This is a genomic window from Chryseobacterium sp. 6424 (assembly GCF_003692615.1).
Lineage (GTDB): Bacteria > Bacteroidota > Bacteroidia > Flavobacteriales > Weeksellaceae > Kaistella.
Genome location: NZ_CP023540.1, coordinates 186,970 through 202,603, shown reverse-complemented (window position 1 = coordinate 202,603; position 15,634 = coordinate 186,970). Strand labels below are relative to the sequence as shown.

The window sequence follows — 15,634 nt, the reverse complement described above, 5'->3', positions numbered from 1 at the left end:
ATTTTTAAGGTTGAATATCAGCAGTGAAACTAATAACGATCGGTGATTTTTCTACATTGGCAAAAACCTCCGCCTGCTTGCTCACCATACCATCGAAGCTCGCGGAATCGAATTTCAGGGTAATGGTACCTTTCTGTCCGGGCATAATAGGATCTTTGGTATAATCTGGTGCTGTACAGCCACATGCAGGTTTCACTTCCGAAATAATCAGTGGGTTTTCACCAGTGTTGGTGATTTCATATACATGCTCTACCTGATCTCCTTTTTTAATTTTACCGAAACTGTAAGAAGATTCAGACAGTGCTGCGGTAGTTAACGGTCCTGAAACCGGAGCTGCCGGAGTTTCTACTACTGCCGCCGTGGTTGTACCGGTACTGTCTTGCTGTGCAACAAGTTGATCCGCGGATTGGTCTTTTTTGCAGCTTACCAAGGCAAGCGCTGCAATAAGTGGAAATACTTTTACTAACTTTTTCATATGATTTAGTTTCTGTTTAATTCTTTGGTGTATTTATCTAAAATACCGTTGATAAAGATGTTTGAACGGTCGGTAGAGAAGACTTTTGAAATTTCGATATACTCATTGATGATCACGCGCGCGGGTGTGAGCGGGAAATAATCGAGTTCGCAGATAGCGGTGATGAGGATGATACGGTCAATGAGTGAAATCCTTTCAAGATCCCAGTTCTCGAGGCGGCTTGCAAGTTTCTTCTCCGCTTCTTCCCAGTGTGCGAGGGTTTGACGCAGCAGTTTGCGTGCAAAATCGCGGTCATCTTCATCCTTAATCATCTTAATTAAAGTATGGCTGGGCTCATTTTCCTTAAAAAAGCCGATGGTTTTCTGGATCATGGAGTTAGAGATATGGAAATCATCAGACCAGCTGATTTCTTTTTCTTCCAGATGCTCATGGAAATCCTCATTCTCTGCCAGATATCTCAGGAATAGTTTCCCGATGAATTTTTGGTCTTCCTCGAAAGAATAGCCCTCTTCTTTCATAAAGTCCTGATACCTTTTCCCCGCTGTCATTCGCTGAAAAGTCTTTACCAAAAGTTCATCATACAGTTCCCACTTCAGTTCCTGATGTTTGGTGGTGAAGGAGAGTCTTTCGGTATTCTCCTCCAGCATTTTCAAGACTTGGTTGTTGATGAATTTCTGGTTAGGATTGGTATTTGTTTCGGTTTTAATGAATTTATTCTTACCAATTTCGATTTGGTGTTCTGCCAAATCCTTCAGTGCGACCAAAAAATTAAGCTGGTAGATGTAAAGGTGATAAATTTTTTCGATCTGTGCGAACATATTTTTCTCCACCACATCGGCCTTCACAGGGTTTTGGTAATAAGAATATACCGATTCTATTACTTTTTCACGAATTTGTCTTCTTCCTAACATTTCAAAGAACTTTTTTATGGCTGCAAAGATAGTATTTTTTTACAAACGCACTGTTTGTTATGGCGCTGGCGGGCGGGCGGTCAAATTTCAATTTCTTATTTTTGCATTTCATTTTACCTGAGTTTTATACTATTTCTTATGAACGCACTGAAAACCCTGAACCCTTACTTTTGGAAACACCGGATGCTGTTGTTCTGGGGGTTTTTATTCATCATTGCCAGTAACTTTTTCAGCATATATAAAGTGCAGTTCGTCGGGCGCTCGGTGGATGAGATCGCCAACACCGGAAATTTAGGGTTTAACCGCCAAGTGCTCATTTATGTCGCTATTATCGTGATTTCTTCGGTGCTTACAGGATTCTTCACCTTTATGATGCGCCAGACGATCATCGTAGCTTCGCGGAGGATAGAGTATGAACTTAAGAATAAGATCTACACCCATTATCAAGACCTTTCGTTAACCGATTTCAAAAAAACCACTACTGGCGACCTGATGAACCGCCTAAGTGAAGACGTGGTAGCGGTAAGGATGTATTTGGGGCCTGGTGTGATGTATGTGGTAAACCTGCTGATCTTGCTTATCATTACCAGCATCTATATGCTTAAAACCGATGTCTCGATGACCGTTTGGTCGTTGGTGCCATTGCCCATCCTCTCGTTTGTCATTTATAAAGTAAGCTCCATCATCAACCGCAAGTCGAAGATCATGCAGAAAAGCCAATCGGCGATCTCCACTTTTGTGCAGGACAGTTTCTCGGGCATCCGCGTGGTCAAATTCTTTGCGAAAGAAAAATATATTGAGAAGAATTATGGCATCAAGGTAAAGGATTATCAGGAAAAAGCCCTTGATTTGGCAAAGACTGAAGCCTATTTCTTCACCATCATCCTCTTTGTTATCGGACTTTTGAATGTGGTCATACTGGTCATCGGCGGCGAGAAATATCTCAACAACGAACTCAGTGTCGGGAAAATCGCAGATTTCTTCCTGTACATCAATATTCTCATCTGGCCTTTCTCTATGGTTGGTTGGGTGACATCAGTAAATCAGCGTGCGGAAGCCTCAATGGCTCGTATCAATGAATTTCTGGATATGAAGACCGACATCATCAACACCAATAATGATGTTTATCCTATCAAAGGCGATATCGAGTTCCGCAATGTGTCTTACGTTTACCCAAATACCGGTATCAAAGCGCTGGATAACCTTAGCTTCAAGATAGAAGCTGGGAAATCACTCGCCATCATGGGGAAAACCGGCAGCGGAAAATCCACGGTAGCACTACTACTCTGCCGGCTGATAGACCCTACAGAAGGCGAAATCCTAATAGATGGCAAAAACCTGAAGGAACATAACCTGAGTAATTACCGCAATCATATAGGATACATTCCGCAGGAGAGTTTCCTTTTTTCAGATACGATTGAAAACAATATTGGCTTCGCGATAGACAAACCAACACTGGAGCGTGTGACTGAATATGCAAAAAAAGCCGATGTACATAAAAACATCATCGAATTTAAAGATCAGTATAAAACCATGGTCGGCGAACGCGGTGTGATGCTTTCAGGTGGCCAGAAACAGCGCATCTGTATCGCCAGGGCGCTCATTAAGGATCCGAAAATACTGATTTTTGATGACTCACTCTCTGCTTTGGATACCGAAACGGAAGAGAATATCCTTCAAAACATCGAAAATGAACTCGAAAAAAGCACTTCCATCATAATCACCCATCGCGAAAGCAGCGCAAAACGGGCGGATAAAATACTGAACCTCACGCCTGTAGAAAGCCCCGCGGAAGCTTAAAATGCGAATCCTTTACCGATAATCTGTATTTCTTAACAAAAGTTAAAAATAAATTTTGCAATTCCCGGAAATCCTTTATATTTGTTTTATAGGATACAAAAAAATAAGCTACAAATGAATGATTACAAGGAACGTCAGGAAAATGAGATATTCACGAAAGTGCTGAAGGCAGGCCGGAGAACCTACTTCTTTGATGTGCGCGAAACCAAAGCCGGCGATTATTACCTTACCATTACCGAAAGCAAAAAACACTTTTCGGAGAATGGGGAGCCGAGCTACGAAAAGCACAAAATATATCTTTACAAAGAGGATTTTAAGAGTTTTGAAGAAATGTTCAGAGAGTCGACCGACTTCATCATTACGCAAAAAGGAGAAGACGTGATTTCTGAAAGACACGAAAAAGATTTTAAAACCAAGTCATTCACTATAGAGTCTGATGACGAATTATAAAGCATCCACAGGGATGCTTTTTTGTTTAGTTATTAGTAAGTAGCCAAACACCATCCATAAAATACCGACTTCGCTATTCAGTTTTTGAAAAGCCACACTTGGCCTTACTTTTTTCGGATATAGGCAAAAAAAACGTACTGATCGCCAGTACGTTTCTTATTTTTTGGGTGAATGATGGGTCTCGAACCCACGACCTTCGGAACCACAATCCGACGCTCTAACCAACTGAGCTACAATCACCGTTTGAGTGTGCAAATATAGCCTTTTCTGTGAAATTACAAAACAATTCCGTCGAAATTTTTGAATGCAATCAATTTTTCTGAGGTAAAACCTTCAGCATACACTACGCCCGATAGCCTACCCAAATCCTGGGCGCGGTAGGTAAGGCTTTCCAGGAAATCCTTGGTCGCTATGGGCGTCATCGGTTCCTTAGATTCAGGGTCGTAAAACTGTGTTTTGTAGGCTAAACAAGCTTCAATCTTCTTATCCATGAAATCTGAAATATCTACCACAAACTGCGGTGGCACAGGCTTCCACTGGATATAGTTGAAAATATGTTTCGGCCGCCAGGCAACTTGTTGTTCACCTTCGGCGGTGGTTTCTATTTTTACGAGACCTGCAAGAAAACACGCGTCAGAAACCAGTTTAGAGGCTTTGGCATGATCAGGATGGCGATCATCAATAGCGTTGGCAAGCACGATTTCTGGTTGATATTTGCGAATAACTTTCACCAATTTCATTTGGTATTCTTCCGTATTCTGTATGAAACCGTCTTTCATCCTTAGGTTTTCACGATAAGATATCCCTAAGATTTCCGAGGCTTTGGCAGCTTCTTCAGCCCTGGTAAAATTGGTTCCGCGGGTGCCCAGTTCGCCTTGGGTAAGATCTACGATGGCGACTGTTTTACCTTCAGCGATCATTTTAGCAAGTGTTCCGCCACAGCCAAGCTCCACATCATCAGGGTGTGCACCAATGGCCAGTATATCTACTTTTGTCATGTTTAAAAATTTTAAATGAATTAAATCTAAGGTTTAAATTCGTAAACAGTGGTCAAAAACTGTGCGTAAGACTGCTCGAGACGCATAATGTCACCCGATTTCAATTGAATCCCTACATCACCAGGATTTGAGTTTACCGAGAAAGCAGAAAACTGGAAATACTGTACCGGCTGTTGTGCCTGTGCAGCTAAACGAATGGATGTACCCAATAATTTTCTGGTGGAAATGGTATAGGTAACGCCCGGCTCTAACTGCATTTTCGTGAAAGTGCGCGGCTCAAAAACAATATTTTTTTTGTTTACCGCAATGGTTTGCTTGGTATTCGGTGACGAGATCAGGTAAATGATGTTATCTTCTTTAGGAAAATCTGCTGGTGTGGTATAATACAGACTTAACTGGTAATTTGAAGCGTCAAAATCTTGTTTGCTCCCATCAATTGACTCAAAAGGTTTCAATGAGAAAGCGTTTGCACCAATTTGTTTGGCTTTGGCATAAATCTTCCCAAAAACTGCTACATCATCATGGGAAAATCCCTGAACTTCCACCTCGCCAAGATATTCCGCTTTGGTTATTTGAGGATCTATTCGGTACAGGAACTTATCTGTATTGTCATGAACTTTTTCTACACGGTTCATGATAACCTGTTGTGCAAAAACAAATTGGCACAAGGCCAGCATCATCAGTACAATTAATTTCCTCATTGTTTTTGTAGCATTTCTATACATTCTAAAAGCGAGTGTTCCCAATGTCTAGGCGTTATACCATACACTTCTTCAATTTTATCCAGAGACATTGTGCTGCGCATTGGGCGTTTGGCCGCAGTAGGAAATTCTTCGGTGGTTATCGGCTTCAGTTGTATGTCTGAGCCAGAAAACTCCGCGATTTTTTCTGCGAAATGATACCAGGTCGTTTCCGGATAATTGGAGAAATGATAAACCCCGAATTTTAGCGCTGGCGTTTCGATGATTTTCATCACTGCTTCAGCCAGATCGTTGGCGTTCGTAGGTTGGCCGTACTGGTCGTTCACGATGCTGAGTTCCTTACGTTCAGAAAAAAGGTCCAACATGGTCTTGACAAAGTTTTTATTAAACTCAGAGTATAACCACGAGGTACGCAGGATGATGGTTTTATGATGAATTTCGAGCGCATACGCTTCTCCTTCCAGTTTTGAAGCGCCGTAAACGCTTTGTGGATTAGTAAAGTTATCTTCAGAATAAGAGATTTGTGTGTCTCCATCAAAAACATAATCTGTCGAGATATGAATAAGTACCGTTTGATATTCAGCGCAGGCTTCCGCAAGGTTGGCAACCCCAGTGGCATTGACCGCAAAGGCTTTCTGCTGTTCAGTTTCAGCGAGGTCAACTGCGGTATAGGCTGAGGCATTGATGCAGAAATGAGGCTTCAGGTCATAGAAATAATCGTTGATCTCATCCGGTTTGGTAATATCTAATGTATCGGAATCTGTGAAATAAAATTCGAAGCGGTTATCAAAATCAGGAGCGATCTTACGGAAACAGTTCCCGAGTTGTCCGTTAGCGCTATCACCAGTATTTTCTTCATGTCGTTTTATAAGAATGTTATGCGGACTTGTTCTCTTTGCGCAGGTTTGCCACACGGCTTTGAAAATCTTTCTGAGGGACTTCTACCAGAAAATCCTCAAACAGCTTCATGGTTTCGGGCGGCTGGCCAACCGAACGGCGGGTCTTCATATCAAAATAGATGACGGTAAGCCACAAGATACTGTGGATGGTTTTTCCGTCTTCGCTTTTCATCAATATTTCTACTTTAGAAAGCCGGTCACCTATCTCAATTGTTTTACTAGAGATCAGGACTTTTGCATTGTATCTTACTTCTTTCAGATAAGCGATTTCATTTTGAATGGTAATCCATGTGCAGCCAGTCCGGCGGGTATATTCCTCGTAAGTGAAGCCGTAGCCGCTTTCTACATGGTCTTCGCGGGCATTCAGCATATATTCGAGGTATTTTACATTATTTAGGTGACCAATGGGGTCGCAGTCGCTGAAGCGTACTTTTACCAGCGAGGAGATTTCTTTTTGCATGATACAAAATTAAAAAAACCATCCTGAAAAGTCGGGATGGTTTTGGGATTTAATGATTCTTCTGTTAAAGACCCAGTTCTTTTTTAACAAGCGGGGTAGCATCTGCACCACCTTTGTAGATTAGCGCGGTAGAGTCGATTACAAAATCGAAGTTATTGGCTTTTGCTACTTTGCTTACAGCGTTATTCAGTTTGTCGATGATTGGCTTTACTGCAGCGTCTCTTCGTTGTGCAAGGTCTTGTTGCGCAGTTTGTTGCAACTGCTGTAGGTTTTGCTGCTTTTTCTGAAGGTCTGCCTCTTTGGTGTTACGTTGGGCTTCCGTCATCTTGGCAGCGTCTGCCTGATACTGCTGGATTTCTTTCTGGAAGGCCTCAGCTTGTTTTTGTAACTCGTCACCTTTTGTTTTGCTGAAAGTATCTAAGTCGGTGGTCATTTTTTTAGTTTCAGGCATTGCTGCAAGTACGGCTTCATAATCCATGGATGCTATCTTCTGAGCATTTGCAGTCCCTACTGCCATGAACATCATTACTGCGGCAAATAATACACTTAATTTTTTCATAATTGAGGATAAAAATTTATTGTTTTTGGTTTGTTTAAAGTTATTACGGCCTGTGGTCGCGGACCGCGCGCGTTGTTATTTTCTATTTTTGATTACGCCTTGTTGCACCCGAAGCGGCTGGCTTTTGAGCCGAAGCGGAATTCTTAAGGAGCAAATCTAATACTTTATCTGTATAATCATATCTTTTTTCGAGGAAAATAACACTGATATTGTTGCTTTTATCAAGAACTATGCCCAGTGCGTTCTTCTCTGATACCGTCTTGATGGCTCCCCAAATCTGGTCCTGGAAAGGCTTCGTGAGGCTGGAGCGTACATTGTTGATTTCGCCCATGGTGCCGAAACGGTTATTGATCATGACCTTGATTTTCTTGTCCAGATCATCCACTTCTTTTTCGCGCATTTTCAGTTGGTCCCCCACCAAAAGCACCCGTTCATTCTCGAGCAATGTCTTTTTCTTATCAAATTCTGACTGCAAAGTCTGGATTTCGGTTTGCCAGTTATTGATCTGGGCATTCAGTCTTTCCTGGGCTTCGCGGTATTGAGGAAGTTTACTTAAAATATAATCTGTATCTACCACCCCAATCTTCTGGGCACCTAAAAACCCAGACAGCAGCGTCAACAGGAAAAAAACCTTAAAATTCTTCATACCATACATTTTTATAACGATTGGTTCATCAGGAAGTGTGTCTTCCATCCGGCAGGTTCGGTTCCGAGGATGGTTTTGTCGAAGCCGTAAGCAAAATCAAACCCGATAAGTCCGAAGGCGCCCATATAAACCCTTACCCCAACTCCTGCAGATCTCTTAAGCTGGAAGGGGTTATAACTTCCGAAAGAGCTCCAGGCGTTACCTCCTTCCACGAAAGAGAGCGCATATATTTTAGCGGTTTGGTTCATCGAGATCGGATAACGCAGCTCCATCGCGAATCTGTTGTAGATGGTTGCACCACCGTACGGCGTTACATCATCAAGCGTACCACCTGTTGAAGAGGCATTCTCATAGCCCCGCAAAGGTACAAGTTCGCGCCCATCATACCGTCCACCGAAGAGTCCGGTACCACCAACATAGAAGCGCTCGAATGGTGCGCGCCAAGTTCTTTGTTATAACCATCCAAAAAGCCCATCTCAGCCGTGCTGCGAAGCACCAGTTTACCTACCACTGTATTATAAACGTCAGCTTTAAATTTTACTTTATAAAACTCTAGCCATTTGTATTTTTCTACATTGGTCATGGTTGAGTAATCCTTATCACTGAAGAGAGAATATGGCGGGGTAAACTTAACGGAAGCCTCCACATTAGAACCCTGTGTAGGGAAAATAGGATCGAGACCTGCGGAATTTCTGCTTAAACCAACATTAAAACTGAAGTTTTTTGCCGACCCGTTATATTCCGTCTCATTTCCAAACTGGAAAGGATAGTTCTTGAAGTCATAGCTCTGGAACTGGATCCCTGTGTACAGCGAGAAATAATCATCTGGCCAACGCAACAATCTGTTAAGACCGGCACTTGCCGAGAAAATATTAAGTTTCTGGGTTTCCCCGTACATATCGGTATATCTTACCAAAGACTGGTTCACACCAATGGAAAGCGCCGTTGGTTTTGTACCAAATAACCACGGTTCGGTAAATGAGATCCCGTAGTTCTGGAAGTATTGCCCAGCCTGCGCCTGAATGGAAAGAGTTTGTCCGTCACCCTGTGGAACCGGTTTGAAATCTTTAAACTTCAGGAAGTTCCGTAGTGAAAAGTTATTGAAGGTAAGACCTAAAGTCCCGATGAAAGAGCCGCCACCGTAACCAGCCTGAAGCTGTACCTGTGATGAACCTTTCTCCACCAAAGTCCAGTGGATATCAACTGTATTATCTTGCTGGTTTGGTGAGATTTGCTGCCCGACCTGCTGCGGATCGAAGAACTGCATCCCCGCAAGGTCGAAATAAGTTCTTTTGATGTCGCTTTTGGCGAAAAGGCTTCCGGGTTTTGTACGAAGCGAACGAAGAACTACGTGATCGTGCGTTGTGGTATTCCCACTCCAGGTAACGCGGTTCCAGGTGGCTTTTTCGCCCTCAGAAATACGGATTTCGAGGTTAATAGAGTCCCCAACTACCGATTTTTCGATAGGCATTACATTGGAAAACAGATAGCCATTGTTCATGTAGATGGATTTGATGTCGGAGTCGTCTTCCTTACCGCCATCTTCACCTACTTTTTTATTGAAGCCTACCGCATCGTAAATATCGCCGGTTTTATACCCAAGCACTCTTTGCAGATAATCTGTAGAAAACGCAGTGTTGCCGAGGAAATTGATGTCGCCGATGTAATATTTTTTGCCTTCACTGAGTTTGACATTAATTTCAAAATCATTCTTCTGGTTTCTCCAGACAGAATCTGAAACGATTTTAGCATCGCGGAAACCTAAGGAACGGTAATAGTTAATCAGGTTGTTTTTGTCGGCTTCATATTTTTCTTCAATGAATTTCGACGGTTTCAGGATCCCTTTAATACCGAACCGGCGCTGTTTGGTGTCTTTAAAAGCTTTATTACGCAATTTCCTGTCGGAAACGCTCTCATTTCCTTCAAATTCGATATGACTGATCTTTACTTTCTTGCCACGGTCCACCTCGATCGTCCAGTCTACCAATTCGGGGTCCTGGGCGTTCACTTTTTCCTGAATGGTGACTTTGGCATCCGCGAAGCCTTTTTTCACGTACTCCTGCGGAATATTTGTTTTAAGGGTAGAAATCAGGTTTTGGGTGATCTTTGTACCGGGTTTCAGGTTATTATCCTTAGCGAGTTTTTCGCTTTTAGACTTCCCAATTCCTTTACCTGTGAATTTCACCTCACCTAGATCCTTCAGGTCCTGAAGATTGAAGCGCAACACAATCTGCTCGCCCTCAATACTTTGTATATATACCTCTACTTCCGAGAATGACTGTGTTTCCCAGAGTTTTTTAATGGCATTGCTGATTTTTTGGCCGGGGATCTCTACGCTTTCGTTTTTGTTCAGCCCGGTAAACCGCAGGATCTGTGCGGGAGTATATTTTTTTACACCATCTACAACAATATCTTTCAGTATGTAAGTGCCTGTTTGGTTTTGGGCATATACGGGGTTGTTATCCTGTGTATTTTGCCCGGGAGTTATCTGACCATAGAAATGTGCCGAGGCCACAAACATGATGATGGGTAAGAATTTAAACTTCATTTTTATCTTGGTAACTTTCTTTATAAATTTTCTTCTAGCTGCTCGCTTATTTTGCCGAATCGGCGTTCTTTATTCTGATATTCGTAAATACATTTGAAGAAGTCTTCACGCCCGAAATCGGGCCACAGGGTATCGAGAAACTGCAGTTCCGCGTACGCGATCTGCCACAGCAGAAAGTTACTGATGCGCACCTCGCCACTGGTACGGATCATCAGGTCAACTGGCGGAAATTCGCAGGTGTACAGATGATCTTCAAATACTTTCTCGGTGATTTGATCTTCGGTAAGCTCCCCGTTCTTTACTTTGGCACTTATTTTTTTCACGGCACTAAGGATCTCATGCTGCGAGCCATAGCTTAACGCAAGTATCAGGTTGCCTTTCGTGTTGTTCTTGGTAACATCCACCAGATGAAGCATCTGCTCCTGTACCAATGGCGGCAGTTTTTCAATATCACCAATGATGTGCATCCTAAGTCCTTTCGTGAAAATTTCTTCCGCTTCCAGGATCAATGTTTCAGAAATCAGGCTCATAAGTGTATCTACCTCATCTTCAGGCCGGTTCCAGTTTTCAGATGAAAAGGTATATAGGGTAAGGTAAGGGATATGAATCTCATTACAGGCATTCACTACTTCGCGCACGGCTTTAATGGCGTGTTTATGACCGAAGGTTCTTTTCTCACCCCGGGATTTAGCCCATCTTCCGTTCCCATCCATAATGATGGCTACATGTTTCGGAAGTTGCTGTGGATTTATTTTATCTTTAAACGTCTGCATCTTTATTCTCCGCAATAGCACGGCGGTCTGCCAAATGAATAACTGAGGCCCAGGGTGATGGAATTGATCCAGTCCTTGGAGTTGGTGTTGCCTACTTCCCGGTTTTGCAGAACCTCAGCCACACGTGCTTCCGCTACCTCACGGTAAGGCAATTCCTGAAGCAGTGAGGTGGCGGTGGTTTCCGGCGCCAATATGTCTTTATTGTACGTGACTCTCACGCTGTTATCCTCAATCACGCTATAATCAATAGCGTCTGAAAATGTAGGACGGAACATGAATTCACCAAACAATGCCCAGTTATAATTAAACTTATACTTCAGCCCCACCCCAAACGGAATGGCCATGGTAAGCTGGTTACCGGACTGGTAGCGGCCGGGTGTCGTAATGAAATCCGAACCATCCACAGGCGCTAATGCGTTTCCGCCTGCATCTCTTCGGAAGTCGTGCGTTATTGCAACCTGTGTAGTGTTCGCCAGGATAGCACCAACCCCACCGAAAATGTAAGGACTAAGCATGCTGCGCTGCTCATCATTCACAGGGAAAAAATTATACTCGAAGAGTGCGTTAACTTCAAAGGCTGAATTGGTACCCCAAAGCCCCCGGTTTCGCCTGTAATCTTCTTTTGCGGCCGCATCGGCGAATTGGATATGGCTATAGCCTACATTAAAACGCACGGTTTGGTAGGGATTGAAGTTCATACGGTACATTATACCACCGTAGAAGGGAAGACCATAATCGCTTATATTACTCAGCAATGGTTTCTGTAGAATATAGTTGGTTCTGCCAATATCACCAACCAGGTTGCTCATGCCCAACTGTACGCCGATCTCATGCCGTTGCCCAAAGACAATACCCGACCCGAATAAGACCGCGAGAAAGGAATAAAAGAAAGTCTTCCTCATGAACGTTAGAGCATCAATTTTCATATAATTTTGCAAATATAGAACATTTTTATGTTAGGGAAATTCTTAATTTTTAGTTAAATAAGTGCAAAAAAGCATAATTTAAGTCTAAGAAAAACGCAGAAAAAATACTTTTATGATTCACCTGCTGAAAACGCTCATGCTTGCAGATTTCAATTTCTGTTTAACAGCCTGCGAAAAAAATTCCTGATGCGGATAAACAATGGCTCGGTATAATTTTTATCCTCATCGAAGTAGCCGTAACCATAGCCATAACCGTAGCCATAGCTGTAACCATATCCCTTCTGCACCTGGAAGTCGTTATACACGATACCGAGGTTTTCCACTTCATGATTGTGGTATTTTTCGGTGATCATCTTCAGCATATACTTCTCCGTATATTCATGGCGTACGACATAGATGCTGGCATTCGCATATTTCATCAATTCAAAAGAATCTGCTACCAATCCCACAGGTGGCGAATCGATAATAATGAAATCATATATTTCCCGGAGTTCTTTCAGGAACATCATGTTCTGTTCGCTCATCAACAACTCTGAAGGATTCGGGGGAATAGGCCCAGAAGTGGCTACATGAAGGTTAGGTATGGATGTCTGATTAATGATTTGGTTAATCTCTACTTCACCGGTAAGGTAATTAGAAATCCCGTACTTATTATCGATTTTAAAATCTCCGAAAATCTTAGGTTTCCGCAAATCCATACCTAAAAGGATGGTCTTTTTACCGCTGAGGCCAAGTACCGAGGCGATATTGATAGAGGCATACGTTTTACCCTCGCCACCCACCGAAGAAGTTACGAGAATGATTTTGGACTGTTGATCTTCCTTATGTAGAAACCGCAGGTTCGCACGGATACCGCGGAAAGCTTCAGACACCGACGCGCGCGGCTGCTCAAGTACCGTAAGGTTGTTATGATGGTTGTTTCTGCCAATGACGCCAAGCAGCGGTATTCTGGTGGCCTGCAGCAACTCGCGTATGTTGCGCACCCTGTTATCCAACGCCTCACTGATGGCGATCAACAGCAGTGGCAAAAGCAGCAAACCGCCTATAATAGTGTATTTTGTACGTTGTACATCTGGGGCGATAGGCCCTTGGCCCAGGTTTTTCGCAGGGTCGATAACCGTGATATCCGACTTATTGGTGGCCACCCGCATTTGGGTTTCGTTTTGTTTGGAGAGCAGGCTGTTGTACGTCGCCTCTATCATGTTGTAGCCGCGTTCGGCATCTAGGTAACGGCGTTCTTTCTCCGGATAAGCAGTAAGGTTTCGGCTTTCCTGGGCAATATCCCTGTCGATTTTGCTCAGTTCGTTCATATAACTGGCCTGATAATTTCGGAGTGAGCCTGTAGAGTTCCCGCGTGCTTCATTGATCTGGCGGTTGATCTCACGCATCGGTTCCGAATTTGGGGTATAGATCTGGGCAAGTTCTCTGCGTTTCAGGTAGAGTGCTTTCAGTTCAGAAACAGTGGCATTAAAGATACCATCGGAGATCCCGGCGGCATCTGAGCTGATCATCCGATCAAGATTCTGCGAATTCAGGGTGTTGCGGATGCTGTTCAGCGAGTTTATTTTGGTAAGGATCTGTGCTTTCTGGGTTTCGAGCGTTTTAATCCGTTCCAATACTTTTTCATCGCGGTTGGCGATGTCGTAAAGCCCTTCCTTCACCTTCATATTATTAAGTACCGCCGCGCTGGAATCTAACTTTTGGCGAATAGCAGCCAGGTTTTCAACAAGGTAATCTTCTGTATTCTTATCCACGGTATTCTGGTCGATCAACCTTTTTTTCTGTAGCTCGTTTACCGAGGTATTCAGGAAGTTCACCGTTCCGTTGAGGTTATAACCGCTTTTTGAAATAATCATGATCGTGTTGATCTCTTTATCGAAATCTACACTGATGGTAGAGACCAAACTGTTTACCGTATGGTTAACAGTAGAAAGTGTAAGGATGATGTTTTCAAGCTCTATAGTGGTTTTCTGAGGATTTTTAACCAGTTTAAATCTCAGGTTAGGCGTTGTAAACCATTCGTTTACTGTAATGATTTTAGACTTGGGCGCCGGATATTCTGCGATGTAGCTGAAACTTTCGGTTTCGTAGGAATACAGCGATCTGGATTCTTTTTCCTCAGGCAACACCACTTCATACCGGTCTCCCCCTTTTGGGATCAGCGTAATCGGATAATCAACCTGCTGCAGGTGTGTGGGATCAATCTCTAAAAATACAGGCGAATCAAATTTATCCAGATACGTTTGTTTGATGAGCCCTTTGGTAGAATAATTCACATAAAGCCCCAGTTCCTTCACCAAATATTCATTATGCGAGCGCGAAAGAAGCATTTTTTTTAGGTAAACACCGTCCTGGTTGCCATTTTGTCCCCAGATAAAGTTAATGGACTGGTTAGGGGTAAAGTAACTGGCTGTATTATTAGATATACTTAAAGAAAGGCTGGAGGTATATACACGCTGTGCATAATACTTGCTGTACACCCATGAAATGGCATATCCCAAGGCGGCCATGAGCACAAACCAATACCAGTTACGTAAAACGCGGCGCAGGAAACTCTCTACATCAAAAAAAGCAAAACTACCAAACTTTTCCGCTTGAGCTGAATTCTGTTTACCTGTATTTTCTTTAGCGGGAATCATTAAAGTCGCGTTAAGATTAAATAGATTGAAAGTGCGGTGGTAAGTACAGAGACGCCGGTAGTAAGCGTTTGTATAGGGTCTTTACCAAGGCCGTTCAGGTTTTTCGAGCGGGTACTCAGGAAGATTTCGTCGCCGTTCTGTATCCAATAATACGGAGAGTTCATGGAGTCTTCGCGGGTAAGATCCAGCCTCGCGATTTTTATTCCTTCGGGCAGCTTGCGGTGGATGCGGATGTTGGTACGGTCTACAGTCCTGTTCAAACCGCCATTCAAGGCCAATGCTTCGGTGAGTGTGAGTGTATTTTTATGGGCTTTTTTCTCGCCACTGTTTTCAATGGTCTCTACATCTCCCAAAATATAATACGTAATGCCATCGGTATTGAGGCGGACTTCTGATTTTCCTTCCAGAAAATTCTCATTTACCCGGCCTTGTATTTCCTGGGTAATATCTTCCAGCGTCCTTCCCTCAGCCTTTACGTAGCCAATTCCCATGATGTTGATGTCACCTTTGGAGTCCACTTTCAGCCCGTTAAAATAAAAAGTTGCGTTACCACCCTGGTTTCCGCCCTGCACGTTACCACTGGCAGTACCTACTGCCGCCGCCGCAGGCGCATTAAGTGAAGAATAAAACTGTGCGGCATCACCTTTGGGCGTTGTTACGATATTCAGGGTAAGGATGTCATTTTTGGTTACCCTGTACACGGGGATGTTATAGGGGATCAACCCTTCTTCATCAATCACCAGCGTTTCGTTGGGCTGCATGTACCGCACATCTTTGGTAGAGATACAGGAAGTGAGTAGGAATGGGAGTATAATATACAGCAGCTTGGCAGGGTTTTTCATCATCTCA

13 protein-coding genes, 1 tRNA gene and 2 pseudogenes are annotated in these 15,634 nt (G+C 43.2%); 2 read left to right on the top strand and 14 right to left on the bottom strand.

The features are described from left to right. Positions 1 to 4: 4 nt before the first annotated feature. Both CO230_RS00970 and nusB read right to left on the bottom strand, forming a co-directional pair. Positions 5 to 475 carry a DUF1573 domain-containing protein gene (locus CO230_RS00970; protein ID WP_122026902.1) on the bottom strand — a complete coding sequence of 157 codons (471 nt, stop codon included), beginning with the start codon at positions 473 to 475 and terminating at the stop codon, positions 5 to 7. Positions 476 to 480: 5 nt separating this feature from the next. Next, on the bottom strand, positions 481 to 1,386 hold the full coding sequence (nusB, locus tag CO230_RS00965; RefSeq protein WP_122026901.1) for a transcription antitermination factor NusB: 906 nt from the start codon (positions 1,384 to 1,386) through the stop codon (positions 481 to 483). Positions 1,387 to 1,524: 138 nt separating this feature from the next. Here nusB and CO230_RS00960 point away from each other — a divergent pair, with 138 nt between their 5' ends. Both CO230_RS00960 and CO230_RS00955 read left to right on the top strand, forming a co-directional pair. Further along, positions 1,525 to 3,186 carry an ABC transporter ATP-binding protein gene (locus CO230_RS00960; protein WP_122026900.1) on the top strand — a complete coding sequence of 554 codons (1,662 nt, stop codon included), beginning with the start codon at positions 1,525 to 1,527 and terminating at the stop codon, positions 3,184 to 3,186. Between the two features lie 114 nt (positions 3,187 to 3,300). After that, positions 3,301 to 3,636 carry a DUF3276 family protein gene (locus CO230_RS00955; RefSeq protein ID WP_122026899.1) on the top strand — a complete coding sequence of 112 codons (336 nt, stop codon included), beginning with the start codon at positions 3,301 to 3,303 and terminating at the stop codon, positions 3,634 to 3,636. Positions 3,637 to 3,801: 165 nt separating this feature from the next. Here the strand turns inward: CO230_RS00955 and CO230_RS00950 are convergent. From CO230_RS00950 to CO230_RS00895, 12 genes and pseudogenes are all read right to left on the bottom strand, one after another. Next, a tRNA-His gene (locus CO230_RS00950) sits at positions 3,802 to 3,877 on the bottom strand. 34 nt (positions 3,878 to 3,911) lie between these two features. After that, a complete protein-coding gene (bshB1, locus tag CO230_RS00945) occupies positions 3,912 to 4,634 on the bottom strand; it encodes a bacillithiol biosynthesis deacetylase BshB1 (protein ID WP_122026898.1) in 723 nt (240 codons plus the stop codon). A 26-nt stretch (positions 4,635 to 4,660) separates the two neighbouring features. After that, positions 4,661 to 5,335: a hypothetical protein gene (locus tag CO230_RS00940; protein WP_228438155.1), complete on the bottom strand. Its 675-nt coding sequence runs from the start codon at positions 5,333 to 5,335 to the stop codon at positions 4,661 to 4,663. Beyond that, positions 5,332 to 6,194 (bottom strand): annotated as a pseudogene (gene rfbD / locus CO230_RS00935) (dTDP-4-dehydrorhamnose reductase). Before rfbD ends, CO230_RS00940 begins: the two are co-directional and overlap by 4 nt. A gap of 17 nt (positions 6,195 to 6,211) precedes the next feature. Beyond that, positions 6,212 to 6,694 (bottom strand): acyl-CoA thioesterase, encoded by a 483-nt coding sequence (locus tag CO230_RS00930; protein WP_122026896.1) that lies wholly within the window; start codon positions 6,692 to 6,694, stop codon positions 6,212 to 6,214. Between the two features lie 64 nt (positions 6,695 to 6,758). Next, positions 6,759 to 7,253 (bottom strand): OmpH family outer membrane protein, encoded by a 495-nt coding sequence (locus tag CO230_RS00925; protein WP_122026895.1) that lies wholly within the window; start codon positions 7,251 to 7,253, stop codon positions 6,759 to 6,761. An 82-nt stretch (positions 7,254 to 7,335) separates the two neighbouring features. Further along, positions 7,336 to 7,899 (bottom strand): OmpH family outer membrane protein, encoded by a 564-nt coding sequence (locus CO230_RS00920; RefSeq protein ID WP_122028836.1) that lies wholly within the window; start codon positions 7,897 to 7,899, stop codon positions 7,336 to 7,338. 11 nt (positions 7,900 to 7,910) lie between these two features. Then, positions 7,911 to 10,447, bottom strand: a pseudogene (locus CO230_RS00915) (outer membrane protein assembly factor). A 20-nt stretch (positions 10,448 to 10,467) separates the two neighbouring features. Beyond that, positions 10,468 to 11,220, bottom strand: coding sequence for an isoprenyl transferase (locus CO230_RS00910; RefSeq protein ID WP_122026894.1), 753 nt, complete (start codon positions 11,218 to 11,220; stop codon positions 10,468 to 10,470). Between the two features lie 2 nt (positions 11,221 to 11,222). Beyond that, on the bottom strand, positions 11,223 to 12,146 hold the full coding sequence (locus tag CO230_RS00905; RefSeq protein WP_317124751.1) for a DUF6089 family protein: 924 nt from the start codon (positions 12,144 to 12,146) through the stop codon (positions 11,223 to 11,225). A 149-nt stretch (positions 12,147 to 12,295) separates the two neighbouring features. Beyond that, positions 12,296 to 14,785 carry an exopolysaccharide transport family protein gene (locus CO230_RS00900; RefSeq protein ID WP_122026892.1) on the bottom strand — a complete coding sequence of 830 codons (2,490 nt, stop codon included), beginning with the start codon at positions 14,783 to 14,785 and terminating at the stop codon, positions 12,296 to 12,298. Continuing rightward, a complete protein-coding gene (locus CO230_RS00895) occupies positions 14,785 to 15,630 on the bottom strand; it encodes a polysaccharide biosynthesis/export family protein (RefSeq protein ID WP_410492857.1) in 846 nt (281 codons plus the stop codon). Before CO230_RS00895 ends, CO230_RS00900 begins: the two co-directional genes overlap by 1 nt. Between the last annotated feature and the right edge of the window lie 4 nt (positions 15,631 to 15,634).

Coding starts and splice junctions, on each gene's coding strand:
- CO230_RS00940 (WP_228438155.1), bottom strand. CDS start 5,335: ATGAGGAAATTAATTGTACTGATGATGCTGGCCTTGTGCCAATTTGTT.
- CO230_RS00970 (WP_122026902.1), bottom strand. CDS start 475: ATGAAAAAGTTAGTAAAAGTATTTCCACTTATTGCAGCGCTTGCCTTG.
- nusB (WP_122026901.1), bottom strand. CDS start 1,386: ATGTTAGGAAGAAGACAAATTCGTGAAAAAGTAATAGAATCGGTATAT.
- CO230_RS00960 (WP_122026900.1), top strand. CDS start 1,525: ATGAACGCACTGAAAACCCTGAACCCTTACTTTTGGAAACACCGGATG.
- CO230_RS00955 (WP_122026899.1), top strand. CDS start 3,301: ATGAATGATTACAAGGAACGTCAGGAAAATGAGATATTCACGAAAGTG.
- bshB1 (WP_122026898.1), bottom strand. CDS start 4,634: ATGACAAAAGTAGATATACTGGCCATTGGTGCACACCCTGATGATGTG.
- CO230_RS00895 (WP_410492857.1), bottom strand. CDS start 15,630: ATGATGAAAAACCCTGCCAAGCTGCTGTATATTATACTCCCATTCCTA.
- CO230_RS00910 (WP_122026894.1), bottom strand. CDS start 11,220: ATGCAGACGTTTAAAGATAAAATAAATCCACAGCAACTTCCGAAACAT.
- CO230_RS00925 (WP_122026895.1), bottom strand. CDS start 7,253: ATGAAAAAATTAAGTGTATTATTTGCCGCAGTAATGATGTTCATGGCA.
- CO230_RS00900 (WP_122026892.1), bottom strand. CDS start 14,785: ATGATTCCCGCTAAAGAAAATACAGGTAAACAGAATTCAGCTCAAGCG.
- CO230_RS00905 (WP_317124751.1), bottom strand. CDS start 12,146: ATGAAAATTGATGCTCTAACGTTCATGAGGAAGACTTTCTTTTATTCC.
- CO230_RS00920 (WP_122028836.1), bottom strand. CDS start 7,899: ATGAAGAATTTTAAGGTTTTTTTCCTGTTGACGCTGCTGTCTGGGTTT.
- CO230_RS00930 (WP_122026896.1), bottom strand. CDS start 6,694: ATGCAAAAAGAAATCTCCTCGCTGGTAAAAGTACGCTTCAGCGACTGC.